Source organism: Pararhizobium sp. (assembly GCF_035497515.1).
Lineage (GTDB): Bacteria > Pseudomonadota > Alphaproteobacteria > Rhizobiales > Rhizobiaceae > Pararhizobium.
In genome coordinates this window covers 13,290-38,753 of record NZ_DATJDJ010000211.1, presented here as the reverse complement: position 1 = coordinate 38,753, position 25,464 = coordinate 13,290, and the positions used below count along the sequence as shown (strand labels likewise).

24 protein-coding genes are annotated in these 25,464 nt (G+C 61.0%); 9 read left to right on the top strand and 15 right to left on the bottom strand.

What is annotated here, in order from left to right; all coding sequences use genetic code 11:
- The first annotated feature begins 25 nt into the window (after window positions 1-25).
- The gene (locus VL202_RS22015) at window positions 26-1,222 is read left to right on the top strand and encodes an MFS transporter (RefSeq protein WP_325466194.1); all 1,197 of its coding nucleotides are present in this window, start codon (window positions 26-28) and stop codon (window positions 1,220-1,222) included.
- Window positions 1,223-1,342: 120 nt separating this feature from the next.
- Window positions 1,343-2,617 (top strand): peptide antibiotic transporter SbmA, encoded by a 1,275-nt coding sequence (gene sbmA, locus VL202_RS22010; RefSeq protein WP_325466243.1) that lies wholly within the window; start codon window positions 1,343-1,345, stop codon window positions 2,615-2,617.
- A 24-nt stretch (window positions 2,618-2,641) separates the two neighbouring features.
- Here the strand turns inward: sbmA and VL202_RS22005 are convergent, their stop codons facing one another.
- Entirely contained in the window at window positions 2,642-3,643 is a 1,002-nt protein-coding gene (locus VL202_RS22005) for a polysaccharide deacetylase (protein WP_325466193.1), read from the bottom strand.
- Between the two features lie 136 nt (window positions 3,644-3,779).
- On the opposite strand from VL202_RS22005, the gene VL202_RS22000 reads away from it, so the two are divergent.
- The 3 genes from VL202_RS22000 (at window position 3,780) to der (ending at window position 6,652) form a co-directional block, all read left to right on the top strand.
- The gene (locus tag VL202_RS22000) at window positions 3,780-4,367 is read left to right on the top strand and encodes an NnrU family protein (RefSeq protein WP_325466192.1); all 588 of its coding nucleotides are present in this window, start codon (window positions 3,780-3,782) and stop codon (window positions 4,365-4,367) included.
- Between the two features lie 108 nt (window positions 4,368-4,475).
- Window positions 4,476-5,147 carry a tetratricopeptide repeat protein gene (locus tag VL202_RS21995; protein ID WP_325466191.1) on the top strand — a complete coding sequence of 224 codons (672 nt, stop codon included), beginning with the start codon at window positions 4,476-4,478 and terminating at the stop codon, window positions 5,145-5,147.
- Between the two features lie 83 nt (window positions 5,148-5,230).
- Window positions 5,231-6,652: a ribosome biogenesis GTPase Der gene (gene der, locus VL202_RS21990; protein ID WP_325466190.1), complete on the top strand. Its 1,422-nt coding sequence runs from the start codon at window positions 5,231-5,233 to the stop codon at window positions 6,650-6,652.
- On the opposite strand, the gene VL202_RS21985 is transcribed toward der, so the two are convergent.
- From VL202_RS21985 to VL202_RS21975, 3 genes are all read right to left on the bottom strand, one after another.
- Window positions 6,606-6,983, bottom strand: a complete 378-nt coding sequence (locus VL202_RS21985) for a type II toxin-antitoxin system VapC family toxin (protein ID WP_325466189.1) — start codon at window positions 6,981-6,983, stop codon at window positions 6,606-6,608. The two genes, der and VL202_RS21985, sit on opposite strands and share 47 nt — an antisense overlap.
- A complete protein-coding gene (locus VL202_RS21980) occupies window positions 6,953-7,129 on the bottom strand; it encodes a type II toxin-antitoxin system prevent-host-death family antitoxin (protein ID WP_325466188.1) in 177 nt (58 codons plus the stop codon). The genes VL202_RS21985 and VL202_RS21980 overlap by 31 nt, the downstream gene beginning before the upstream one ends.
- A gap of 64 nt (window positions 7,130-7,193) precedes the next feature.
- Window positions 7,194-8,114: a sugar kinase gene (locus VL202_RS21975; RefSeq protein ID WP_325466187.1), complete on the bottom strand. Its 921-nt coding sequence runs from the start codon at window positions 8,112-8,114 to the stop codon at window positions 7,194-7,196.
- A 232-nt stretch (window positions 8,115-8,346) separates the two neighbouring features.
- On the opposite strand from VL202_RS21975, the gene VL202_RS21970 reads away from it, so the two are divergent.
- Window positions 8,347-9,996, top strand: coding sequence for an alpha-glucosidase (locus VL202_RS21970; RefSeq protein ID WP_325466186.1), 1,650 nt, complete (start codon window positions 8,347-8,349; stop codon window positions 9,994-9,996).
- Here the strand turns inward: VL202_RS21970 and VL202_RS21965 are convergent.
- From VL202_RS21965 to VL202_RS21945, 5 genes are all read right to left on the bottom strand, one after another.
- Window positions 9,988-10,242, bottom strand: coding sequence for a hypothetical protein (locus tag VL202_RS21965; RefSeq protein ID WP_325466185.1), 255 nt, complete (start codon window positions 10,240-10,242; stop codon window positions 9,988-9,990). The two genes, VL202_RS21970 and VL202_RS21965, sit on opposite strands and share 9 nt — an antisense overlap.
- Window positions 10,239-10,439: a hypothetical protein gene (locus VL202_RS21960; protein ID WP_325466184.1), complete on the bottom strand. Its 201-nt coding sequence runs from the start codon at window positions 10,437-10,439 to the stop codon at window positions 10,239-10,241. Before VL202_RS21960 ends, VL202_RS21965 begins: the two co-directional genes overlap by 4 nt.
- 163 nt (window positions 10,440-10,602) lie before the next feature.
- Window positions 10,603-12,300, bottom strand: coding sequence for an adenine deaminase (gene ade / locus VL202_RS21955; protein ID WP_325466183.1), 1,698 nt, complete (start codon window positions 12,298-12,300; stop codon window positions 10,603-10,605).
- Window positions 12,301-12,457: 157 nt separating this feature from the next.
- Window positions 12,458-13,564 (bottom strand): branched-chain amino acid ABC transporter substrate-binding protein, encoded by a 1,107-nt coding sequence (locus VL202_RS21950; RefSeq protein WP_325466182.1) that lies wholly within the window; start codon window positions 13,562-13,564, stop codon window positions 12,458-12,460.
- Window positions 13,565-13,918: 354 nt separating this feature from the next.
- Window positions 13,919-15,247 (bottom strand): aspartate aminotransferase family protein, encoded by a 1,329-nt coding sequence (locus VL202_RS21945; RefSeq protein ID WP_325466181.1) that lies wholly within the window; start codon window positions 15,245-15,247, stop codon window positions 13,919-13,921.
- 263 nt (window positions 15,248-15,510) lie between these two features.
- Between VL202_RS21945 and VL202_RS21940 the strand changes: the two genes are divergently transcribed.
- Entirely contained in the window at window positions 15,511-17,808 is a 2,298-nt protein-coding gene (locus VL202_RS21940; protein ID WP_414692926.1) for a glycoside hydrolase family 9 protein, read from the top strand.
- Window positions 17,805-18,950, top strand: coding sequence for a Gfo/Idh/MocA family oxidoreductase (locus VL202_RS21935; RefSeq protein ID WP_325466179.1), 1,146 nt, complete (start codon window positions 17,805-17,807; stop codon window positions 18,948-18,950). The genes VL202_RS21940 and VL202_RS21935 overlap by 4 nt, the downstream gene beginning before the upstream one ends.
- On the opposite strand, the gene VL202_RS21930 is transcribed toward VL202_RS21935, so the two are convergent.
- The 6 genes from VL202_RS21930 to VL202_RS21905 form a co-directional block, all read right to left on the bottom strand.
- Entirely contained in the window at window positions 18,945-20,009 is a 1,065-nt protein-coding gene (locus tag VL202_RS21930; protein ID WP_325466178.1) for a Gfo/Idh/MocA family oxidoreductase, read from the bottom strand. The two genes, VL202_RS21935 and VL202_RS21930, sit on opposite strands and share 6 nt — an antisense overlap.
- A 347-nt stretch (window positions 20,010-20,356) precedes the next feature.
- The gene (locus tag VL202_RS21925; RefSeq protein WP_325466177.1) at window positions 20,357-20,698 is read right to left on the bottom strand and encodes a metalloregulator ArsR/SmtB family transcription factor; all 342 of its coding nucleotides are present in this window, start codon (window positions 20,696-20,698) and stop codon (window positions 20,357-20,359) included.
- A gap of 119 nt (window positions 20,699-20,817) precedes the next feature.
- Window positions 20,818-21,561 (bottom strand): HugZ family protein, encoded by a 744-nt coding sequence (locus VL202_RS21920; RefSeq protein ID WP_325466176.1) that lies wholly within the window; start codon window positions 21,559-21,561, stop codon window positions 20,818-20,820.
- Window positions 21,562-21,642: 81 nt separating this feature from the next.
- On the bottom strand, window positions 21,643-22,692 hold the full coding sequence (gene choV, locus VL202_RS21915; protein ID WP_325466175.1) for a choline ABC transporter ATP-binding protein: 1,050 nt from the start codon (window positions 22,690-22,692) through the stop codon (window positions 21,643-21,645).
- Window positions 22,689-23,531 (bottom strand): choline ABC transporter permease subunit, encoded by an 843-nt coding sequence (choW, locus tag VL202_RS21910; RefSeq protein WP_414692928.1) that lies wholly within the window; start codon window positions 23,529-23,531, stop codon window positions 22,689-22,691. The genes choV and choW overlap by 4 nt, the downstream gene beginning before the upstream one ends.
- A gap of 106 nt (window positions 23,532-23,637) precedes the next feature.
- Window positions 23,638-24,585 (bottom strand): choline ABC transporter substrate-binding protein, encoded by a 948-nt coding sequence (locus VL202_RS21905; RefSeq protein WP_325466173.1) that lies wholly within the window; start codon window positions 24,583-24,585, stop codon window positions 23,638-23,640.
- Window positions 24,586-24,830: 245 nt separating this feature from the next.
- Here VL202_RS21905 and VL202_RS21900 point away from each other — a divergent pair, with 245 nt between their 5' ends.
- Window positions 24,831-25,412: a thymidine kinase gene (locus VL202_RS21900; RefSeq protein WP_325466172.1), complete on the top strand. Its 582-nt coding sequence runs from the start codon at window positions 24,831-24,833 to the stop codon at window positions 25,410-25,412.
- The last annotated feature ends 52 nt before the right edge of the window (window positions 25,413-25,464 follow it).

The window sequence follows — 25,464 nt, the reverse complement described above, 5'->3', positions numbered from 1 at the left end:
CATGCTGCGTTGCGATATGTAGACCATGAGCAGTGCAGACACCTTCCGGAACGAGAGCCTGGTGCCAACGGCCGTTGCCGGCGCCATCGCCATGGCCGTCGCCATGGGCTTCGGCCGCTTTTCCTATACGCCGATCCTGCCGGGCATGATGACTGGGCTTGCCCTGTCTCCGGCCGATGCGGGCATCATCGCATCGGCCAATTTCGTCGGCTATCTCTTAGGCGCGGTGGCTGCCGGTTACGGCTGGGCTGCGGGACGCGAACGTCTGATCAGCCTCTCGGCCCTCATCGCCACCGCGATCCTGCTTCTGGCCATGGGGCTAACCTCGTCCCTGCTGCTTTTTCCCGTCATCCGGTTTCTGGCCGGGGTGGCGAGCGCCTTCACCATGATCTTCACTTCGGCCATCGTGCTCAGCCGCGGGCTTGCCGCCGGCAATCCACATGTCCAATCCACGCATTTCGGCGGTGTCGGCATCGGCATCGCGGTCTCGTCGGTGATGGTGTTCCTCTTGCCCGCGCAAGGGGTGGGCGATGTGGCGGGCTGGCAGGCGGCCTGGTTCGGCGGTGCTATGATCGCCTTCGCCGGAACGGCCATCGTCGCCATGCTCTTGCCGCACGGACCGGCGGTGGGGGCTTCGAGCGTGAAGGAAAAACCGCTGGTCTGGACCCGGCCTCTGGTGGTCGTCACGGTGACCTATGGCTTGTTCGGCTTCGGTTATGTCATCACCGCCACATTCCTTGTCGCGATGGCGCGGCAGGGCGCGACCGATCACACGGTCGAGTTTCTCGCCTGGCTGATCACCGGTCTCAGCAGTGCCGTCTCGGTCTTTCTCTGGCGCTATGCGGTGCCGCGCCTCGGCATTGTCGGCGTCTATCTCGCCGGCCTGCTGGTCGAGGCCATCGGGCTCATTCTCGTGGTCGCGCTGCCGTCTCCGGCAGCACCCTTGATCGGCGGCCTGATGCTGGGCGCCACCTTCATCATGGTCACCGCCTATGGCCTGCAGATCGGCCGGGCGCTGGCACCGCAAAGCCCGCGCAAGGCGCTCGCCTTCATGACCGCCGCCTTCGGCGTCGGCCAGATCATCGGACCACTGGTGGCGGGTTGGCTTGCGCAAGGCAGCGGCAGCTTCGCCGTGCCGACGCTGCTCGCCGCCGGTGTGCTGTTGTTCTGCGCCGCCCTGATCGGTGTGGAGATGCGGCGGATCGTGGCGGCGAGCGGGTAGCGGGCTGCCGATTAAATAACGGTAACATTAGCTTGACGTGATTGTTATGGTAGGAAAACTGCCATAGTTTCGGCACATCGAAGCAGGGTCCTCATACCCTCAGAAACGCGAGTGCCCGCCTTGTTCCATTCCTTCTTCCCGCAGCCGAGGCTGCTTTTCTCTTCGCTGACAGTCTGGACGCTTCTCGCCATTTTGGCATGGTACTTCGTGGCCGCACCTTTTGGGCTGTCGTTAGGGTTTGTGCCGCCTGCGGAAGGCAAGGAGCCGATTGATCTCAGCTTCTTCCTGTTGCCGGACAATCTCTGGTTCTATGCCTATTTTTTCGTTTGCACGGCACTGTTTTGTGGCTTTTGGCAGATCAAGGCGAAGGATCACCCTTGGAAACTCTGGTCACTCTGGGGGTCGGCGCTGATTGTTTTCGTGACCTATTTCAGCGTCCAGATTTCCGTCGTGATCAACAATTTCCGCCGCCCGATGGGCGACCTGCTTCAAAACGCGCTTTCCAAGCAACCCGGTATCACTGTCTGGGACTTTTATAGTCTGCAGATCATCTTCGTGCAGATTGCCTTTCTCAGCATGTTTGTATCGATCATGACCGATTTCTTCACCAGCCACTATATCTTCCGCTGGCGCACGGCGATGAACGATTTTTACATGTCGAAATGGGAGAAGCTCCGGCATATTGAAGGTGCCTCGCAACGTGTTCAGGAAGACACGATGCGGTTTGCCAATATTCTCGAAGGTTTGGGTATCAGCCTGATCAATTCGATCATGACGCTGGTTGTATTTCTACCGATTCTGTTTGCTTTGTCGAGTTACGTTACAGAATTGCCGATCATCGGAGAAATTCCGCACACATTGTTCTGGCTGGCTCTGTTCTGGTCTGCATTCGGTACGGGTCTGCTTGCTATCGCCGGCATCAAGCTGCCAGGGTTGAATTTTCGCAATCAGCGTGTCGAGGCGGCCTACAGAAAGGAACTCGTCTATGGTGAAGATCACGCTGATCGAGCTCAGCCGCTAACGGTTGCCGAGCTTTTCAGCAACGTGCGGCGGAATTATTTCCGGATGTATTTTCACTATCTCTATTTCAACCTCGCACGTTATTTCTACCTGCAGGCCGACGCTCTTTTCGTATTGTTCATGCTGGTCCCGACCATCGTCGCCGGGAAGATCACCTATGGTATCTTCCAACAGATATCGACCGCATTCGGGCAGGTGAGCAATTCGTTCCAGTATCTCGTCAATTCTTGGACGACGATCATTGAACTGTTGTCGATCCATAAGCGCTTAAAAGCATTCGAAGCTGCCATTGACGATGAGCCGCTCCCGGCAATCGACCAACGTTACCTTGCGCGCGAAGAGCACGACGGAGAACTGGCAGCCGACACGCCATAAATCCCGACGGTCGAAAGATAAACTTCAAAAGGCGGAGCGATCCGCCTTTTTCTGTTTTTCGATCAGCGGCAGGGCTTCGGCGTAGCTGACGCAGGCGACGTCCGGCTTGCTGCAGGTTTCAGTCAGGAACCGGTCGAGCGCGCGCCAATAGGCGCCACCGTTCATTTCGACGAAATGGAAGCCGAGCTGCAGCGGTATGCGACTGCCGGTATATTCGTGCTGGAAGGCCTTGTGATAGGTCTCGAGGGTGCGTTCTTCGAAGGCCGCGCTGTCCTTGCGGTTCTCGACGCCCATCGAATGGCGGATGAAGAGATTGTAGTCCATGCCGATGACCCGGCGCTGGCTCGGGCCTTCGGGAATGAGCGGCAGGCCGAAACGCGGCAGGCCATCGGCGGATGCCGGCCAGTCCGGTCCCTTGGTGACGAGGCTGGCGTCATAGTCGAAGCCGTGTTGCTTCAAGGCCGGCAGCAGCCCGTCGCTCAGCGAAAGATAGGGTGCGCGAAAACCCTTGATGTCATTGTCGATGAAGTCCGCCCAGCCCTGCGGCTCCTCGTTGCCGATGGCACCGGCCTTCCAGGCGTTTTCCAGCGCGGAATGGAAGGCGGTGAATTCCGAGTTCCAGTCCTTCTTGCTCCAGTCCTTGCCGTCGAAATGACCGCAGGCATGGCTGCCGATATCGTGGCCATCGAGATGCGCCTGCCAGATATGCCGCACCCGTGTCTGGATCTCCTCCTGGCTCTGGGCAAAACCGACATTGGAGCGTCCGGCCTTGTGGCCCGGCGCCTGATAGCTCTTGCCGCCATCGGCGCGGGTCATCAGGAAGGTGCAGGAGAGGAAATAGGTGAAATGCGCGCCTGTGCGCTTTGCCATATCCAGGCTCTTGTCCCACAGCCGGTTATCATGCGCGCCGTCGAACGAGATGATGACGAGTTGCTTGGGCGGCGTGGCCACCGGCGGCTGCACGGCACCGGCAAGCGTCGGGGTCAGCGTGAGCGCGAGAGCGAGGGCTGAGGAAAGTCTGGGCATGCGGAAACCTTGGGCGGTGGGGGCGGGATTGTGTTCCCTGCGCGCAGAATGCGGCAATCCCGTGATTGGCCTTTCAACTTGGCGATGATCCGGCTATGCGAGAAGACAGGAACTTTCATGGAAACGGATGGATATCATGGCATTGCTTATTCTGGGGATCGTCATTTTTCTGGGCATGCATCTGGTGCGCGTCGTCGCCCCCGGGCTGCGCACGTCCATCATCGAGAGCCGCGGAAAAAGCACCTGGATGGGACTTTATACTATCGTCAGCCTGATCGGCCTCGGCCTCATCGTCTTTGGTTTCGGTGAGGCGCGGATGACCACCGGCATGCTCTACAACCCACCGGTCTTCCTCCGTCACATCGCCTTGCTGTTGATGCTGCTCGCCTTCATCTGTCTTGCCGCCGGTTTCCTGCCGGCTGGCCGCATCGCCGTCGCGCTGAAGCATCCGCAGATCCTGTCGATCAAGATCTGGGCCCTGGCCCATCTGCTCGCCAATGGCGAGACATCGTCGGTCCTCCTGTTCGGCTCGTTTCTCGCTTGGGGCGTGATCATGCGCATCTCGATGAAGAGACGGCAGCGCGGCGGCGAGCAGGTGCTGCCGGTGTTCCGTTCCGGCTCCAACGACATCCTGGCTGTTGTCATCGGCCTCGTTGCCTATGGGCTGTTTGTCTGGAAATTGCACGAATGGCTGATCGGTGTCGCACCGATTGTGATGGGCTAAGATGGGCTAATTCACGCTGCCCCCTTACAACGGGCGCAAAATACGGTAGAAGCGCGGAAATCTTTACATTCATCACTGCAGGGAAGGCCGGGCGACCGGAACTTAGGAATGGCGAACCAGGACGACAGCTTTATCCGTGAGGTCAATGAGGAACTGCGCTCCGAACAGGTGAAAGCCGTCTGGACGCGGTTCGGCAGCGTTATCGTCGGGATCGCCATTCTGATCGTGCTCGGCACGATCGGCAAGGTCGGCTACGAGTATTGGCACGAGACCTCGGCCTCCAAGTCCGGAGACCAGTTCCTCGCGGCGCTGACGCTATCGAAGCAGAACAAGACCGACGAGGCGATCGCCGCGCTCAATACGCTCGAGAAGGATGGCTATGGCGCCTATCCAGTTCTCGCCAAGATGCGGGCCGCAACCATGCAGGCGCAGAAGGGTGACGTCACCGGCGCCGTTCAGGTCTTCTCAGGTATCTCCAAGGATGCCAGCCTGCCGCAGGCCATGCGTGACGCCGCGCGCGCCCGCGCCGCCTATCTGCTGGTCGACACTGGCACCTATGAGCAAGTTTCGGCAGAGGTCGAGCAACTTGCGGTTCCGGGCAATGGCCTGCGCCATTCGGCACGCGAAGCGCTGGGTCTCGCCGCCTATAAGGCCGGCGACATGGCCAAGGCGAAAACCTGGTTCCAGCAGATTGCCGACGATCAGGAAACGCCGCGCAATCTGGCCAACCGGGCTCAGATGCTGCTCGACCTGATCAACGCCGGCGGAAAGGTGTCCTGAAGAGGCGCCACACACGAAAACTCGGGGCGCCGCGAACGGCATTTGGACTGGTTCGCATCAAGCCCTGAAGACAGGATTACTCGATGAACTTCACCGTCGCCATCGTTGGGCGCCCCAATGTCGGAAAGTCGACGCTTTTCAACCGGCTGGTTGGAAAGAAGCTGGCGCTCGTCGATGATACGCCCGGTGTCACCCGCGATCGGCGGCCCGGCGATGCCAAGCTCGTCGACCTGCGTTTCACCATCATCGATACCGCCGGTCTCGAGCAGTCTGGCCCTGAAACCCTGCAGGGCCGGATGTGGCTACAGACGGAAGCCGCGATCGACGAGGCCGACCTGACACTGTTCGTGGTCGATGCCAAGTATGGCCTGACACCGGCCGATGAAACGCTGGGTGAAATGCTGCGCCGCCGCGGCAAGCCGGTGGTGCTGGTCGCCAACAAGTCGGAAGCCAAGGGTTCCGACGGCGGCTATTATGACGCCTTCACGCTGGGGCTCGGCGAACCTGTCGCGATCTCGGCCGAACATGGCCAGGGCATGATCGACCTGCGCGACGCGATCGTCGCTGCGATCGGCGAGGACCGCGCCTTTCCGCCCGAGATCGACGAGGCGGAGACCAATATCGACCTCAGGGGCGACGACGAGGTCGAGGACGAGGAATCCGAGCCGGAATATGACGAGACCAAGCCGCTCCGCGTCGCCATCATCGGCCGCCCGAATGCCGGCAAGTCGACGCTGATCAATCGTTTTCTCGGCGAGGATCGGCTTCTGACTGGTCCCGAGGCCGGCATCACGCGCGACAGCATTTCCGTCGAATGGGACTGGCGCGGCCGCACCATCAAGATGTTCGATACAGCCGGCATGCGCAAGAAGGCGCGCGTGCAGGAAAAGCTCGAAAAGCTCTCCGTCGCCGACAGCCTGCGCTCGATCCGTTTCGCCGAGGCCGTCGTCATCGTTTTCGATGCGACCATTCCGTTTGAAAAGCAGGACCTGCAACTCGTCGACCTCGTGGTACGCGAAGGTCGCGCTGCGATCCTCGCCTTCAACAAATGGGATCTGGTCGAGGATCCGCAGGCGCTGCTGGCCGACCTGCGCGAGAAGACCGAACGACTTTTGCCGCAGGCGCGCGGCATCCGCGCCGTGCCGATCTCCGGTCAGACCGGCTACGGCCTCGACAAGCTGATGCAGTCGATCATCGACACGGACAAGGTCTGGAATCGCCGTATCTCGACGGCGCGGCTCAACAAGTGGCTGGAAGCGCAATTGATCCAGCATCCGCCGCCGGCTGTTTCCGGTCGCCGCCTGAAGCTGAAATACATGACCCAGGTCAAGGCCCGGCCGCCCGGCTTCATGATTTCCTGCACGCGTCCCGACGCCGTGCCGGAAAGCTATCTCCGCTACCTGACCAACGGCCTGCGCAGCGATTTCGAGATGCCGGGCGTGCCGATCCGCATTCATCTCAGGGCCGCGGACAATCCGTTCGAAAACCGGAAGAAGAAGCGATAGGACGGCAAGCGCTAAGGCCCTGCCAGGTGATGAAGGTGGGGCTATAGGTTGCGATCTTGCTGTCGCGGGTGACCAGAACCAACGGCTCGGTGATGGCTTGGGCGATCGGCAGGCGGTCAAAAGGGTCGGCATGCGGCGTGACGACTTTCTCTGTCGCCGCCGCGTGTTCGGCGGTTATGTCCAGAATGCGGCTTCCGGCGTTGTTGAAATGACGAATAGCTTCATATCCCCTGAAGGGTATGGCCTTGTCTCTGCCAACCGTAAACTTGATCGCGATTTCCCAAATGCTCGCGGCGGAAACTAGCCCTCCAGCAGGCCTAGTTGCATCCACCTTTTTTCTTTTTGGATCAGTGGCACCAACCTTGCCGCCGGTTTCCCGTTGCGCGCGACGATGATCTCGTCTTCCGCACCGCTTTCAACGGCACTGACAAGCTGGGAAAGACGCGTCTTGGCTTCCAGCATGTTGACGGTCGTCATGATCGATCCCATGGCTAAGCTTGACCAAAGCTAAGGCCAAACCATCCAAGCAACAAGTTTTCGTTTACTGCAGGGGTTCCAGCTTGTCTTTCGCAACAAGCGCGCCGTGATGCTGGATCACTGTCGCGGCCGTTGCTGCTGCGAACCTGGCTGCGGATTGTGCGTCGCCGTTGACCGCATGATGGGCGATGAACGCACCATTGAAGCTGTCGCCGGCGCTCGTCGTATCGACGATCCTGTCCACCTTGGCGGATTCCACGAATTCCGGAGCGGCGTTACCGAAGGCAAGCGTGACACCGGCCGCGCCATCCTTGACGACGACATTGTCGACACCGAGGCTGCGGTAGCGCGAAATTGTCGCCGCCACGTCCGCATCGCCGAAATGCGTCGCTTCGTCGTCGAAGCTCGGCATCACGAGACTTGCCGCACGGGCGCCGGCGGTAATGGTGTCGCGCATAGTGGCCTTGTCGTCCCACAGGCGCGGCCGGATGTTCGGATCGAAGACCACCGTCTTGCCCGCTGCCTTGGCGCGGCGCAGTTCGGAGAGCAGCGTTTCGATTGCTGGCGGCGCGAGGATGGCGAGCGTGATGCCGGAAAAGACGATGATGCCGGAGGCTTCGATGGCGGCGCGCAGATGATCGGCGTCATCCGCCAGCGTCTTGGCGGCGGAGACGGAACGCCAGTAGGAGAAGCTGCGTTCACCGTCCTTCAAATGGATCATGTAGAGCCCGGGCGAACGGCCCTCGACGCGGCGAATGTGGCTGGTTCCGACACCGGTGCTTTCGATGAAGGCCAGCATGTCGTCCGACACCGTGTCGTTGCCGACGGCCGTGAGATAATCGACCGACCAGTCCTGCGGCAGGAAGATGCGAGCGTAATAGGCGGTGTTGAACGTATCGCCGGCATAGCCCTTGCGAAGCAGGTCCCCTTCGGCCTGCATGAGTTCCACCATGCATTCACCGATCGAAAGCAGCCTGTCCGCCATGAATCCCCCCGCTGGTCGCGCCCTTTTACGAAAGTCGAGATACGGCTTACCGGCATGGAAGGCAAGCGAATGCCGTCGCCGCCATTCAGGAAACTCGGCCGATCCAAGGTCGTCATATCGGCTTTGTCCGCACCGCTACCGTCAATCTCCGCCGAGGTTTGAGAATGCCGTTTACTCCCTGCAGCCGCAACGATACATCTTGGACATATCCTTGCGATCGTGGAGTTTTTTGATGGCATCCTCCCTGAAGTCCAATCCCGATTGGTGGCGCGGCGCGGTGATCTACCAGGTCTATCCACGCTCCTTTCAGGATACCAAGGGCGATGGGGCAGGCGACCTCAAGGGCGTGGCGCAGCGGCTTCCCTACATTGCCAGTCTGGGCGTCGACGCGATCTGGCTGTCGCCCTTCTTCACCTCGCCAATGGCTGACATGGGCTATGACGTCTCGGATTACTGCGATGTCGATCCGATGTTCGGCACGCTCGCCGATTTCGATGCGCTGTTGAAGAAGGCACATCAGCTTGGCATCAAGGTCATCATCGACCAGGTGATTTCGCATACATCCGACCAGCATCCCTGGTTCAAGGAAAGCCGTTCCGACCGCACCAATCCAAAAGCCGACTGGTATGTCTGGGCCGATCCGAAGCCGGATGGCACAGCGCCGAACAACTGGTTGTCGATCTTCGGCGGACCGGCCTGGGAATGGGACGGCGTGCGCAAGCAATATTACATGCACAATTTCTTAGGCTCGCAGCCGGATCTCAATTTCCATAATCAGGACGTTCAGGATGCTCTGCTGGAGACCGTGCGCTTCTGGCTGAAGCGCGGCGTGGACGGCTTTCGCCTCGATACTGTGAACTTCTATTTCCACGACAAGGAATTGCGCGACAACCCGCCGCTGGTCCATGACGAGGATGCGATCGGGCTCGATGCGCCCGACGTCAATCCGTATGGCATGCAGAACCATCTCCATGACAAGACCCAACCGGAAAATATCGGTTTCCTGCAGCGGTTCCGCGCCCTGCTCGATGAGTTCGGCGATCGTGCCTCGGTGGGCGAGGTCGGCGATGGCGCGCGCTCGCTGAAGACGGTGGCGGCCTATACCGGTGGCGGCGACAAGCTGCAGATGTGCTACACGTTCGACCTTCTCGGGCCGGATTTCACCGCAACCCATATTCGGCGCTGCGTCACGGCCTTTCAGGATGCGGTCACCGATGGCTGGGTCTGCTGGGCCTTCTCCAATCACGATGTCACCCGCCATGTCAGCCGTTTTGCGCAGACGATCGAGGAGCACGACCGCGTCGCGAGGCTGGCGATTTCGGTTTTGGCGGCGCTGCGTGGCTCGATTTGCCTCTATCAGGGCGAGGAACTGGCCTTGCCGGAGGCCGAACTCGAACTCGCCGATCTGCGCGATCCCTACGGCATCCGCTTCTGGCCGGCCTTCAAGGGGCGCGACGGATGCCGCACGCCAATGGTTTGGGAGAAGGATGCTGACTATGCCGGTTTCTCCGAGGTCAAGCCGTGGCTGCCGGTACCGAAGGAGCATCGCCCGCTCGCCGTCGATGTGCAGGAGGGCATTCCGGACTCCGTCCTCGCGCACTACCGCCAGACGCTTGCCTTCCGCAAGCAGCATGCACCGCTGCTCGATGGTGGCATGAGCTTCGTCGAGACGAACCAGGATCTCCTGATGTTCGTGCGCGAAAAAGCCGGCGAAAAGCTGCTGTTCGTCTTTAACCTCCGGCGAGGGCCGCAGACGGTATCGCTGCCCAAGGGCGTTGTGATCGCCGAGGCCGTGCCGATGCCGGGCTTTGCGCCCGTGTTCGAAGGCGGCGAGATCGTGCTGGAGGCGCTGGATGTGTTTTGCGGGCGGATATCACCGTAGCAGCTTGTCATACTCAGCGTGCGACCCGATCCAGAACCAGATGACATCGTCATTGTCCCGGACGGCCAAGGCACGCCAGGATGAACCGATCCGAACGGACCAGCAGCGGCCGACCTGCTTGAAATGAAGGGACGGGTGCTTTTGGTCCGCTTTTAGTTTTTGGAAGTTGGTGTCGGCGATTTCGCGGACATGCTCGGGCAGCTTGTTATAAGCTTCCCAGAAGGCAGCCGTTGCGTGATGTTTCACAGGCTGCGAGACCTGCCAGACTTGAATTCCGAAAGAGCGGCATCAGCCAGGGCGTCCAATACACCGCTTTTTGCGTCCTTCGTAAACTGGACATCCCATCGCGCCGCTTGAAGTTTATCGAACCAAGCCGCGAACGCTTTCAGTTCCTCCGGGGTGAGTTCGGAGACGGATTTTTCGATCTGTTCCAATTTGGTCATGTCAAAACTCCAATATTCGTCAGTCTACTGCATAATTCCTTAAATCGGAATCGATTTAAGGGTAAAATTATGCTGCATATTTAAAGTGTTAAAGTGACCTTTGCGCGTCCTATTTGACGCGCGGCGCCGTAAGCGCCGCAAGAGCTTGTTCCAACAAATATTCTCACCCGATCAACGCAAACTTGTCGACATCGACCAGCCCCATGTCCGAGATCTTCAGGTGCGGGATCACCGGCAGCGGCAGGAAGGCCAGTTGCAGGAAGGGCTCCTGCAGGGTGGCTCCGAGCGCGAAGGCCGCCTCGCGCAGGTGATGCAGCGTGTCGCGAACGCTCTCGTAGGGTTCGAGGCTCATCAGGCCGGCGACCGGCAGCGCGATTTCGCCGGTGACCTTGCCATCCTCGACGACGACGAAGCCGCCCTTGATCTGGCCGAGGCGATTGGCGGCGAGCGCCATGTCGTCCTCGTTGACGCCGACGACGCAGATATTGTGGCTGTCATGGCCGACGGTCGAGGCGATCGCTCCTTTTTTCAACCCGAAACCCTGCACGAAGCCGTTGGCATGATTGCCGTTGACGCCGTGTCGCTCGATGACGGCGACCTTGATGATGTCGCGGCCGAGATCGACGCCGGCCTGGTTGCCCGATGCCGGCAGCTTGAAGCGGCGGTGTTCGGTGATGATCTTGCCCGGCAGAACGCCGATGACCGAGGTCTCGCCTTCGGCATAGGGCACGCCGAAATCGGCGGCATTCACGTGGCCTGCCTTGACGCTGTCGAGGCCGATGGGGGCAACGGCGCGGCGGGCGGCAAACAGCGCGTCGGTGACATGGCGGCCGGCGGCGAAGACCATCTTCGCCTTGCAGCTTTCGAGTGAATCGACAACCACGAGATCGGCGCGCCAGCCGGGGGCGACAAGGCCCCGGTCGCGAAGGCCGAAGGCGCGCGCGGCCGAGATCGAGGCGGCGCGGTAGATGGCGAGAGGTTCAACACCTTGCGCGATGGCTTCGCGGATCATGTAGTCGAGATGGCCCTGTTCGGCGATATCGAGCGGATTGCGGTCGTCGGTGCAAAGCGCAAGGAAAGGCGACAGTCGCTCGGTAAGGATCGGCATCAATGCGTGCAGATCCTTGGAGACCGAGCCTTCGCGCACGAGAATGTGCATGCCCTTGCGGATCTTTTCGAGCGCTTCCTCGGCGCTCGTGCATTCATGATCGGTACGGATGCCGGTGGAGAGATAGCCGTTGAGATCGAGCCCGCGTAGCAGCGGTGCATGGCCATCGATATGGCCGCCCTGGAAGGCTTCGAGCTTGGCAAGGCAAACGGGATCCTTGTGGATGACGCCGGGAAAATTCATGAATTCCGCAAGACCGATAACCTTTTCATGGTCGCGGAACGGCAGCAGTTTCTCGATCGGCAGATTGGCGCCGGAGGTTTCCAGATGCGTCGCCGGCACGCAACTCGACAGTTGCACGCGGATATCCATGATCGTTTCAAGCGCCGAATCCAGGAAGAAGCGGATGCCCTCGGTGCCGAGCACGTTGGCGATCTCGTGCGGATCGCAGATCACCGTCGTCACGCCATAGGGCAGCACGCAGCGGTCGAATTCATGCGGGGTGACGAGGGAGGATTCGATATGCAGATGTGTATCGATGAAGCCGGGGACGACGATCCTGCCGGAAATATCGATCTCTTCCGTGCCGCTGTAGGTTCCGCAGGTGCCGACGATACGGTCGCCGCTGATGGCGATGTCGGAGGCCACCAGTTCTCCGGTGACGAGATCGAAGAAGCGGCCGCCCTTGAGCACGATGTCAGCCGGCACGCGTCCGGTGCCCTGGTCGATCAGCGTTTCCAGTCTCTTGCTCATGATGGTCCTGCTTCCTGCCTGTCTTTGCTGCGTCAGCATAAACGCACTGCCGCGATATTGCCTAGGGAGACGGGGAAATCTTGCGCCATGGCCAACCGCTTCCTCGTGAAATGAAAACGGGCGCCGAAGCGCCCGTTTCCGTGATTGTCGATCCCGCTTATTCGGCGGCGACGATCTTGCCACCGTCCCACTTGTAGAGCGAGAAGCTCTGCGAGGTGAGGTCGCCGGTCTCGCCATAGGTGACGTCGCCGATGGCGGTCTTGATCGGCTCGCCGGACTTCAGCGCGGTCGCAACGGCGGTCGCATCCTCGGCGCTGCCGGCCTTTTCGATGCCGGCCTTGATGACTTCGACGGCGGCATAGGCGTTCAGCGTGAAGGCTTCCGGCGGAATGTTGGCGGCCTGTAGCGCGGCAACGGCTGCCTTCGAATTGTCGTTCTTCAGCGCGTCTGACGCGTTGGTGAACACGGTGCCGGCTGCCGCATCCGTGCCGATGGTCCAGAATTCGGTGTTGGACAGACCGTCACCGCCGACGATCTGGATCGGGGCGGAGATGTCTTGCAACTGGCGCACCAGAAGGCCGGCTTCCGGGTGGTAGCCGCCGAAATAGAGGACATCGACTTTTTCCGCTTTCAGGCGGGTGGTGAGCGCGCTCAGGTCCTTGTCGCCAGGCGTCAGCGAATCGTTGAACACTTCCGTGACGCCGCCGGCGTTCAGCGTTGCCTTGAAGGAATCCGCGAGGCCTTTGCCGTAAGCGCCCTTGTCGTTGAGGATGCCGATGCGCTTGTCCTTGAACTGCTTGAGAACGTAGGCGGCAGCGACTTCCGCCTGCTGGTCGTCACGGCCGCAGGTGCGCAGGATCGTCGTCAGGCCACGCTTGGTGAGATCAGGCGTGGTCGCCGTCGGCGTGACCATCAGAATGCCGTTTTCAGCCAAAACATCGGAGGCCGGCATGGCAACGCCCGACGTGACCGGGCCAACGACGAAGCGGATGCCGTCGCCGACGATCTGGTTTGCGGCCGAAACACCTTGCTTGGGTTCGCCGGCATCGTCGGCCAGTTTCAGCACGACCTGTTCGCCGAGAATGCCCCCGTTCTTGTTGATCTGGTCGACGGCAACCTGAGCGCCGTTCTTCACCTGGTCGCCATAGGCGGCGACAGGACCGGTCAGCGGCGCGATCAGGCCGATGACGATTTCCGCGTGGGCGAGCGGCGAAAACGCCAGCGAGGCGGCGAGCGTGACGCCCGAGACTATCTTGAAGTTCATCTTGCTTCTCCTTGGATGGGTTGGTTCCCCGCAGTGTCAGCGTTATGATCGCCAGCCACACGAAGGCTATTCCTCCGGTCGAAGCAAGCTTACGCTGGATGGGTTCCCCTGTCTTCTGCGAACAGGCCCTTCCCATGCCCAAGGGTCTATGAAGGCCCTGTGGATTCCGCAAGGCGATTTTCTGGGCAATTGCGAAATAATTGTTCAATTTACCGTATAGGCACTGGCTCCTATTGTCGCGGGGTCAGGCTGCGCGGATCGTTTCTTTCGTCAGGGTGCTGTTTTCCTGCTGTTGATCTCGCTCGGCGAGCGCCCTTTCGCCGTTTGCAGATGGGCGCTCGCCGGTATTGGCCATCAGGCGTTTGCGATCAGCACCTTGCGGATGCCGTCGATCAGTTCGTCGATTTCAGCCTTCGAGATGATCAGCGGCGGCGACAGGGCGATGATGTCGCCGGTGGTGCGGATCAGGTAGCCGTTCTCATAGGCCTTCAGGAAGGCGGAGAAGGCGCGCTTGGTCGGTTCCCCGGCAATGGGAGCAAGTTCGATCGCGCCGATCAGGCCGATGTTGCGGATATCGATGACATGCGGGCAATCCTTCAGCGAGTGCAGCGCATCGGCCCAGTAAGGTGCAAGCTCGGCGCCGCGGGTGAGCAGGCCTTCGTCACGATAGGTATCGAGCGTGCCGAGGGCGGCGGCGCAGGCGATCGGATTGCCGGAATAGGTATAGCCGTGGAAGAACTCGATCATGTGTTCCGGGCCGTTCATGAAGGCGTCGTGAATTTCGGCCGTGACGAAGACGGCGCCCATTGGAATGACGCCGTTGGTCAGGCCCTTGGCGGTGACGATCATGTCCGGCTTGACGTCGAAATACTGGGCGGCGAACGGTGTGCCGAGGCGGCCGTACCCGGTGATGACTTCGTCGAAGATCAACAGGATGCCGTGCTTGGTGCAGATATCGCGCAGTTTCAGCAGGTAGCCCTTCGGCGGGATGAGGACGCCGGTCGAACCCGCGACCGGCTCGACGATGACGGCGGCGATGGTCGAGGCATCGTGCAGGGTGACGATGCGTTCCAGTTCGGTGGCGAGATCGGCGCCATGCTCCGGCTCGCCCCGGGTGAAGGCGTTCTTTTCCGGCAGATGGGTGTGGGGCATATGATCGACGCCCGACAGAAGCGTGCCGAACATCTTGCGGTTGGAGACGATGCCGCCGACGGAAATGCCGCCGAAATTGACGCCATGATAGCCGCGTTCGCGGCCGATCAGGCGGGTGCGCGAACCATTGCCCTTCACCTTGTGATAGGCGAGCGCCACCTTCAGCGCGGTCTCGACCGATTCCGAGCCGGAATTGGTGTAGAGCACATGTTCCATGCCGTCAGGCGCGATGTCGATCAGGCGGTTGGCCAGTTCGAAGGCTTTGGGATGGCCGAGCTGGAAGGCGGGCGCATAATCGAGTTCACCAGCCTGCTCACGGATCGCCTCGGTGATCAACGGCCGGCAGTGGCCGGCATTGACGCACCAGAGGCCCGCCGTGCCGTCCAGCACCTGCCGCCCGTCATGGGTCGTGTAGTGCATGTCCTTCGCCTTGACGAACATGCGTGGTTCTTTCTTGTACTGCCGATTGGCCGTGAACGGCATCCAGAAAGCTCTGAGATCGTTGGGCGTGGCATTGAGGCGGTTGGACATCGTGTTCTCCGTGGTGTTTTTTTCCTGGCCAAGACCAGGGTCAGGCGGAATCTTTTACCTGATGGTCAAACTATCAGCGCGCCTTGCAGCGTCAAGCCTTGGCCAACTGGCCCCAATGTGTTCGGCGATGGCGCTGAAATAAACGGTTTCTTGAGCATGGCGGCAGGAATAGGGCGTGACATCGCCTTCGTTTTTTCCGAAGTTTAACGTGTTCGGACACAGTGTCTCGCCGCGCCCCGACATTTGGCTTCAGGATGAAGATGTTGCGAAAAACCCTTGTCTGCCTGGTGCTTGCCTGCCTGGCGCTCGCCGTCGTTTTCCGTATCCCGGGGCAGGCCTGGGCCGCTAACATGATCGCCGATGGCACGTTCGAAAACGGCTCGGATGGTTTCTGGGCCACCGGTGGCGTGACGTTGTCGCGGGAAAAGGGCAAGCTTTGCGCCGATGTCGAGGCGGGCGGGCAGCCCTGGGACCGGTTGATGGGCGTCAACGATCTGCAATTTGCGGTGGGTACCTCCTATCAGCTCACCATGACCTTGGAGGCGCGCGAGGATCACGTCTTTCCAGTGCTGGTTCAGCGCAATGCGGAACCCTGGACCGCGCAGGCGACACTCGAGGCCGCAACGAAAAACGGCAAGCAGGATTTCTCCGCCGTGTTCAAGGCAACAGATACGGAGCCGGCGCAGATCCTCTTTCAGCTTGGCGGCGCGGAAACGCCTTGGCGGTTCTGCCTCGATGACATCGCTGTCGGCGAAGCCGATGCGCAGACCGTTGCTGCCGCCGCCGTTTCGGGCGCTGCGAAACCCGCGCCGCACAGCTTGCCGGCTCTGGTCAACCAGACCGGCTATTTCACCGACGGGCCGAAGCGGGCAACCGTTCTCTCCACCAGCGCCGACCCGCTGGCCTTCCAACTGCAGGATGCGAATGGCGCCGTCGTCGGCGAAGGCATGACCGCGCCGGGTGGTTTCGATCAGACCGTCGGGTCCGAAACGCAGGTCGCCGATTTTTCCGCCTTCACGAGGGCGGGCGAGGGGTACCGGTTGATCGTCGGCGGTAAGAAGAGCTATCCGTTTTCGGTCGGCAACGATGTCTATGGCAAATTGCGCATCGATGCGTTGTCCTGGTTCTATCCGCAGCGTAGCGGCATCGAGATTGACGGCGACATCGCCGGCGCGGCCTATGCTCGCCCTGCGGGGCATGTGCAGGAGGGGCCGAACCTCGGCGATATCGACGTTTCCTGCCTGGCCGGGAAGGAGGCCGCGAAGCTCTACGGCAAGGACTGGACCTGCGACTACATGCTGGATGTCTCGGGTGGCTGGTACGACGCCGGCGACGAAGGCAAGTATGTGGTCAATGGCGGCATCGCCGTGGCGCAGCTTCTCGGCACGTTCGAACGCGGATTGATGTACGGCAAGGGAGCCTCGCCCGTCATCAGCGACAGCCTGTCGCGCATTCCCGAGAACGGCAACGGCATTCCCGATATTCTCGACGAAGCGCGCTGGGAGCTGGAATTTCTCCTGAAAATGATGGTGCCGGATGGTCAGCCCCTGGCCGGCATGGTGCATCACAAGGTGCATGATATCAGCTGGACCGGCGTGCCGATGTTGCCGCACCTTGATCCCGAGGAGCGCGTCCTGCATCGCCCATCGACCGCCGCCACGCTCAATCTGGCCGCCGCGGCAGCGCAGGGCGCACGCCTTTTTGCCCCCTATGACGCGGCGTTTTCGCAGCGCTTGCTGGCGGCGTCGGAAAAGGCCTGGTTTGCGGCCGCGGCCAATCCCGTTTTGTTTGCGCCGGAATCGGACGGCTTGCAGGGGGGCGGCGATTATCATGATACCGATATTACCGACGAGACCTACTGGGCCGCCGCCGAGCTTTATCTCACCACCGGCGAAACGGAATACCTGACGACGCTGAAGGGCTCCTCCTATTGGGCCGGCCCAGTGTTTCCCGCCATCGGCGCGTTTGATTGGCGCAGTGTCGCCGGACTGGCCCGGCTTGACCTCGCGCTGTTCGGCGATCACCTGCCGGAGGACGACAAGGCGATGATCCGCGGCTCCGTGGTCTCGGCCGCGAAGAATTTCATCGGGCTTCAGAAAAAGGAACCCTTCGGCCACATCTACCGCCCGGCGAACAATCGCTACGACTGGGGGTCCAACCAGCTCATCCTGCAGAACATGATCGTCGTCTCCGCCGGCTATGACCTGACGGGTGAAAAGGTCTTTCTCGACAGTGTCCGCGAAAGCATGGACTACATCTTCGGGCGCAATGGGATGAACCTGTCCTATGTCACCGGCTATGGCAGTGTCTTTTCGAAGAACCAGCACAGCCGCTGGTATGCGCATCAGGTGGATGAAAGCCTGCCCAATCCACCTGTGGGAACATTGGCCGGCGGACCGAACTCGTCGCTGGTCGACGCGGTCGCGCAGGCGCGGCTCAAGGGCTGCATGCCGCAGATGTGCTACGTCGATGACATCATGGCCTGGGGTACCAACGAAATGACGATCAACTGGAACGCGCCGCTGGTCTATATCGCATCCTTCCTGGCGGATGCCCGATGAGCGGGCAGACAGGCATAGCCTTCATCGGCACCGGCTTCGTTGCTGACTATTACATGACGACGCTTGCCAATCACCCGGGCCTGCGGCTGGTCGGGGTCTGGGATAACGATGCATCTCGCCTCGCGCAGTTCTGTGCCTATTGGAATGTCCGGGCCTATACTTCCGGTGAGGAACTGCTGGCCGACCCCGCCATCACCATCGTTGTCAACCTGACGACGCCGGAAAGCCATCATCCGGTCAACAAAGCAAGCCTCCTGGCCGGCAAGCATGTCTATTGCGAGAAGCCGTTGGCGATGACGGTGGACGAGGCGCGCGAACTGGTCGAGATTGCCGAGGAAAGGGGGCTTATTCTTGCGAGTGCGCCAGCCAACGCCTTGAGCGATGCCAGGGCGCATTGCGCTGATATCCTGGCCTCAGGCATCGTCGGGATGCCGCGGCTCGCCTATGCGGAAATGGAGGACGGGCCGGTCTTCCTGGACAACTGGCAGGAGTGGCGAAGCCGCTCCGGCGCGAAATGGCCGGGCGTGCACGAATTCGAGATCGGCTGCACGCTGGAACATGCCGGCTACGCCACCAGCTGGCTGGTCTCGCTTTTCGGCCCCGTCGCCAATGTCGCCGCTTTTTCGGCTCTCACATTTCCGAACAAGGGGCCGGGTACGGAAAGCCTCGTGCTTGGGCCCGATTTCTCGACGGGTTGCCTGACGTTCCAGTCGGGGCTTGTCGCTCGCCTGACCAGCGGCCTTGCCGCGCCGCGCGACCGGTCCCTCACCATCATTTGCGACAAGGGAACGATCGTCGTGCGCGATCTCTGGGATAATCGCTCGCCCGTTCATGTCTCGCTGGTCGGTGCGAGACGCCCGTTGCGGCACCGGCTGCTTGATCGCATCGAACGCCAGATCAAGCGCAAATTGCCGTTCTGCCTGATGGCCGGAAAGCCTGTGCCCTATTCGCGGGCGGCAGCGAAGAATGTGTTGCCCGCCTATCCTTCGCAGATCGACTTTGTCCGGGGGGTCGCGGCGCAGGCGGAGGCGGTCGCGGCCGGGACGCAACCGGTCTTTTCGGGCAGGACCGCGCTGCATCTGACGGAAATCGTCCTGGCGCTCAATGCCGGCAAGCGGGACTATACGCCGACCGGCCTATGATGCCGATTGCGCCAGGATGGTTTCGATGATGCCGAGTGCCGCGACACTGGCACTGAGCGGCATCGTGCGGCTTTCGCGGTCGCCCTGAAGAATGGCCTTGCTCGCAGCCTCGATCTCGAATTGCAGACCGTTTCCGGGAAAAGCATGGTTGTGAATGGTGAGGCCGGGCAGGGGCAGTCTCGCTGAAACCTTGCCGACGAGGCGAGAGAGCCGGCTGGAACCGGATGGAATGGCCAGCCGTCCCGTCCAGCCATTGCGGATCACGAACACCCGGCTTGCGCGAAGAAACGGAGCATCGATGACGATGCTGCCGGTCTCGCCTTCAATGACGAAGCGATTGGCGCCGTTTCGATCGAAGCCGCAGCTGATCTGGGTCGCAAATCCGGCATAGCCAAGCTGGAGGTCGGCCGCCATGTCGACGCCGGTCGGGGCAGCGCTCCAGCGACCGGTGACGGATCGAGGTTCGCCGAACAGCGCCAGCGTCAGCGCGATCGGATAGGTGCCGAGGTCAAACAGCGAACCGCCGCCAAGGGATTTGGAAAAGAACCGGCTGGTGCTGTCGAACCGCCTGACATAGGCAAGCTCGGCGCGAACGCCGGTAATGGCGCCTATGGATTTGTCGGCCAGCAGCGTGCGGACATGATCGACCGCCGGCAGGAAGAGGGTCCAGAGCGCTTCCATCGCAAAGGTCTGCTTTTCGTCCGCAAGATCGGCGACCTGGCGGGCCTGCGCCAGCGTCGTAACCATTGGCTTTTCGATCAGCACCGGCTTGCCGGCGCTCAGCAACCTATGCGCGGCATCGAAATGGGCGGTGTTCGGCGTGGCGATATAGACGGCCTCGATCTCGCGATCCCGCGCCAGCGCATCGATATCCGGAACGACACGCAGGCCGCCGAAACGCCGCGAGAAGGAGTTGGCAGCCTCGGATGTACGCGAGCAGACCGCCGCCAGCCTGGCATGTTTGGCCAGCCCGATATCCTGCGCAAAGGTCGCCGCGATCGACCCGGTTCCGAGGATCGCCCAGGCAACCGTCCTGTCATTTTCAGCAGGGTCATTCATGGCGGGGATAGTGCATGCCAACTCTCAATAGCGCGTTAAGCGTCGAAAGGGTTGACGCAACCCTGCAAGCTCTGCACAACCTTTTCGTGCGATTGAAGATCGTCCCGCAGCCGGAGTGGCGGATCAAGGGCAATTACCGCTGCTTCGTGAAGGGCATATGACCTTCGTCCGTCGCGTTCGACAAAATCGGTTGGATGCGACGGGCGAGTTTGCCGCTGGAGTGAAAGCCACGTTATCGTGGCGCGGTGCCATCTGGTCTGCCGGCATCAACGACCAGCGATCGACACAAAAGTCTAATTTTTGGAAGAAGAATACGGACGGGGCCGGCGAGCGGCCCCGGTCAGGAATCAGGCAGTACGGCGCTGTACCAGCTTTTCAGCCGCGACAGGTTCTTCGCCATAGATATCTTTCAAGGTTTTCAGCACTTTCAGCACTGCTTCAGACGAACTGGAATAGTAGATCGTTTGCGCGTCCCGGCGGGTGGTCACCAGATTCTGGGCACGCAATTTCGACAGGTGTTGCGACAGGGCAGACTGGCTGAGGCCGACCTGGTTCGCCAAGGCACCAACAGCCATTTCCTCGTTCACCAGTGAACTGAGAATCAGCAGCCGCTTGGGGTTTGCCATGGCCGACAGAAACTCCGCAGCAACTTCAGCCTTGTCGTGTCTCTGAGGGGAAATCGTTTGCATTCGGTACTCCATGCGAAGATCACATCACGCTTGGTTATGATTGTGAGTGTTAGATAATTAGGCGTGATGAATAAAAGGACAACCACCCACTGCAAGAATTCGGGGTAGGTTAGGGTAGGTTAACCGTAAAGTTTAACCAGCATCGCCCGTAATTCCTCCGCGGATTGCAGCGGAGAGACATATTCGAGCCGCTTCAATTGGTCTTTTTGCGCAAGATCGACACCACCGGCATCGAGGCCGGTGATTCGCCAGCCGGACCCTTTCGCGCCGCAGTAAACCTGGGCATAAAGGCTCGCTGCGTCCGCATGATCGGTGTTCATGTGATCGATCGCGCGGGCCTCCATCTTGGCGATGTCGGCGATCGCCGGCGAACGGATCAGGAGGTCCGTTCCCTCCAGCGCATAGGCGCGCCCGAAGCCACCGTTCAAGCTGGCGCGCGCCGGCACCAGCCGGTAGAAAGCGAAGTCCGGAAAATCGACATAGAGCTGCGACTTGGGGTGCCGGCGGACGAAGCGTTCGCGGATGCGGGCGTGCGCGTCGCTGTCGCGCGCGACCTTGTCCGCCAGGCATTGAACCGTCAAGCGGGGGTGGGCGAGAGGATCGCCCTTGCCGATCTCGCCCGTCAGCAGCGAGCAGCGTCGGTCAGCGGAGAGCGCCTGCGTGTGGGTGGAGAGGGCGGAAACGAGGATGACCGGCGTGCCGTCGGTATCGATGCCGAGGAGAACCCGGCTGACGAAGGGAAAACCGTCACTTTTCGGCTCGATCACGGCGATCGAGGCGCTGCGGGCGGAGCGCAGGGTGATGCGGGCAAGCTTGCGGGCCTCGTCGTCGGTGTCGCGCAGGACGGAAGGTTTGTCGGCCATCGGCTTGCCTCGTGATTGAACGTGGGACGCCCGGAACGATGGGGTCCGGATGTCCTTATAGTGGCGTCGAGGCGGTTACGGTCAAGTTCTGTTGCGGTGCCGGGTCAGGCCTTCCACGACGTTCTGGGCATTGATGGTGCCGACGATGGCGCCGTTGTCGACGACGCCGATGCTGCCCGGCTGCCGCGACATGGCGTCGAGAATATCGATCAGCGGCGTGGTCGGCTTGGCAGTTGCCGATACACCGACGGCGCTGTCGGTGCGGTTGACGCCCTGGCTCATCACATCCATCGCCGTCAGCATGGTGATCGGGTTCATGTGCTGGACGAAATCGGCGACATACTGGTTGGCCGGGTTCTTGACGATGTCCTGCGGCGTGCCGCACTGGATGATGCGGCCGCCTTCCATGATGGCGATGCGATTGCCGATGCGGAAGGCCTCGTCGAGATCGTGGCTGACGAACAGGATGGTTTTCTTCAAGCGGCGCTGGAATTCCAGCAGTTCGTCCTGCAGGCGCGTGCGGATCAGCGGGTCGAGTGCCGAGAAGGGTTCGTCCATCAACAGGATGGGAGCGCCGGTGGCAAAGGCACGGGCAAGGCCGACACGCTGCTGCATGCCGCCGGAGAGTTCCTTCACCTGGCGGCCGGCCCACTTGGTCAGGTTGACCAGTTCCAGTTGTTCGGCGACGCGCGCCTTGCGCTCATTGTCCGGAACACCGGCCAGTTCCAGCCCGAAACCGACATTGTCTTCCACCGTGCGCCAGGGCAGCAGCGCGAACTGCTGGAACACCATGGAGACATCGTGCATGCGGAAGTCGCGCAGCGATTTCGCCGAGGTCTTGTAGGGATTGATATTGCCGTGCCGGGTCTTGACCTGCACCTCGCCGCGCACCACCGGGGCAAGCCCGTTGACGGCGCGCAGCAGCGTCGATTTGCCGGAGCCCGAAAGGCCCATCAGGACGAGGATTTCGCCTTCCTGGATCGACAGCGAGGCATCGGCGACGCCAAGCACCAGTCCAGTCGCAGCGCCGATCTCGTCGCGCGTCTTGCCCTGATCGACCATGGCGATGGCAGCATCGGGCTTGTTGCCGAAGATGATATCGACATTCTTGAAAACGACGGCATCGGTCATGCGCCTTCTCCTTCATCGGAGGAACGGAACAGGCGGTCGAGAATGATCGCGAGAATGACGATGCACAGGCCCGATTCAAAGCCCATGGCGATGTTGACGGTGTTGAGTGCCCGCACGACCGGCACGCCAAGACCGGCAGCACCGACGAGCGCGGAAATGACCACCATCGACAGAGACAGCATGATGGTCTGGGTGAGACCCGCCATGATCTGCGGCATGGCGAAGGGCAGTTCGATCTTGCGGAGCACCTGCGCCGGCGTTGCGCCGAAGGAGACGGCCGCTTCGACCAGCGAAGGCGGCGTCGAGATGATGCCGAGGCGCGTCAGACGGATCGGCGCGGGAATGGCGAAGATCACGGTGGCGATCAGGCCCGGCACCATGCCGAGACCGAACAGGACCAGCGCCGGGATGAGGTAGACGAAAGTCGGGATCGTCTGCATCAGGTCGAGGATCGGCCGCATGACGGCATAGACCCACGCCCGGCGGGCGGCGGCGATGCCGAGCGGGATGCCGACGGCCATCGAGACGAAGCTGGCGGCCAGCACCAGCGCCAGCGTCTCGGTCGTCGCCTTCCAGTAGCCGAGGTTGATGATCAGCAGCAGGCCGAAAAGCGTGAATAGCGTGACGCCGATCGATCGGCGGAACCAGTAGGAAAGGCCGGTGACGATCGCCACGACGATCAGCGGATGCGGCGTCTGCAGAATCCACAGGATCACGTTGACGACGCCCGCGAGGACGGCCGAGACCTGGTCGAAGAAACCGGTGAAATTGGTGGTCAGCCAGGTGAAGAAACTCTTCGCCCAGCCGCCTATGGGTATGCGTCTGTCAGGATTGGTCAGCCATTCCACGGAAAATCGCCTGGTTCTTGGAGCCGATGATAGGAGCGGAAACGCGACAGAGCGCGCTTAAAAAAGGCGGGGACCATGCCCCGCCTTCATCTTCCGGTCAGAGACCGAGCGCGGTCTTCACCGCAGCCAGTCCGTCACCACCATCCTTGGTGGTGACACCTGCGAGCCAAGGCTCGACGGCCGTCGGATTGGCCTTCAGCCAGGCATTGGCGGCTGCTTCCGGATCCTGGCCGTCATTGAGGATCTTGCCCATGATCTCGTTTTCCATCGGAAGCGTGAACTTCAGGTTGGTGATCAGCTTTCCGACATTCGGGCACTCGGTCGTGTAGCCGGCGCGCACGTTGGTGAACACGGTCGCACCGCCGAAATTCGCGCCAAAGATATCGTCACCGCCCGAGAGATAGGTCAGCTTGAAGTTGGCGTTCATCGGGTGCGGTTCCCAACCGAGGAAAACGACCGGCGAGCCGTCTTTTTCGGCGCGGGCAACCTGCGCCAGCATACCCTGTTCGGAGGATTCGACGACTTCGAAGCCCTTGAGGCCGAACGTGTCCTTGTCGGCCATGTCGATGATCAGGCGGTTGCCGTCATTGCCCGGCTCGATGCCGTAGATCTTGCCTTCAAGTTCGTCCTTGTGGGCGGCGATGTCCTTGAAGTCCTTGATGCCGAGCTCGGCACCCTTGGCATTGGTCGCCAGCGTGTACTTGGCGCCCTCTAGGTTCGGACCGAAGGATTCGACTGACTTGTCGTCGAGGAACGGGCGGACGTCGTTTTCCTGGGTCGGCATCCAGTTGCCGAGGAAGACGTCGATGTCCTTGTTCTTCAGCGACTGGTAGGTGACAGGAACGGACAGGACCTTGATGTCGGTCTCGTAGCCGAGGCCCTTGAGGATCGAGGCAACCGTTGCGGTGGTCGCCGTGATATCGGTCCAGCCGACATCAGCGAAACGAACGGTGCCACAGCTTTCCGGCTCTGCGGCATAGGCGGACGTCAACGCGGACAGCGATACGGCTGCGGTCAGCATGAATTTCAGTGTCAGTCTGGTCATCGTGGTTATTCCCCTGCCTTTTGATTTTTAGCCAATCACCAAATGTCCGCCAGTTCAAGCGCCCTGATGTTGGTTCCAAGTGTATTGGGACAATCGCTGGACACGCCCGCGTAAAACGACGTGAAATGTCGCATTGCTAATGTTCTGCGGGTCGCTGTCGATTTTCTGTGACTTTCCCGCTCGCGCTCTGGTCTTCCTCGCTCGGCCTGTTCATGAACAATCAGCAGCATACAGAAGAGGACGCAATGGCAAAACTGTATTTCAGCTACGCCACGATGAACGCCGGAAAATCGACGATGCTTCTGCAGGCGTCCTACAACTATCGCGAGCGCGGCATGCGGACCGTAATCCTGATCGCGGCCTTCGATGACCGGGCGGGCAAGGGCCGGGTGTCGTCGCGCATCGGCCTGTCGGATGATGGCATCGCCTTCAAGCACGAGGACGATCTCTATGGGCTGGTGGAGCGCCTCCATGCCGAGGAGGCGATTGCCTGCGTCTTCGTCGACGAGGCCCAGTTTCTCGGGGCCGACCAGGTCTGGCAACTGGCGCGCGTCGCCGACCGGATCGGCATTCCGGTGATGGCATACGGCTTGCGTACCGATTTTCAGGGCAAGCTTTTCCCCGGTTCGGAGGCGCTACTGGCGATTGCCGATGAAATGCGCGAAGTCCGCACGATCTGCCATTGCGGCCGCAAGGCGACGATGGTGGCGCGGATGGATGCCGAGGGCCAAATCGTGCGCGAAGGCGCGCAGGTGGATGTCGGCGGCAATGAGAAATATGTGGTCTACTGCCGACGCCACTGGGATGACATTATGAATGAGGGTTGAGGCGGCTATCGCGCCAGCCCCGCGCCGTGCCATGATGGGCGGCCCGCACCGT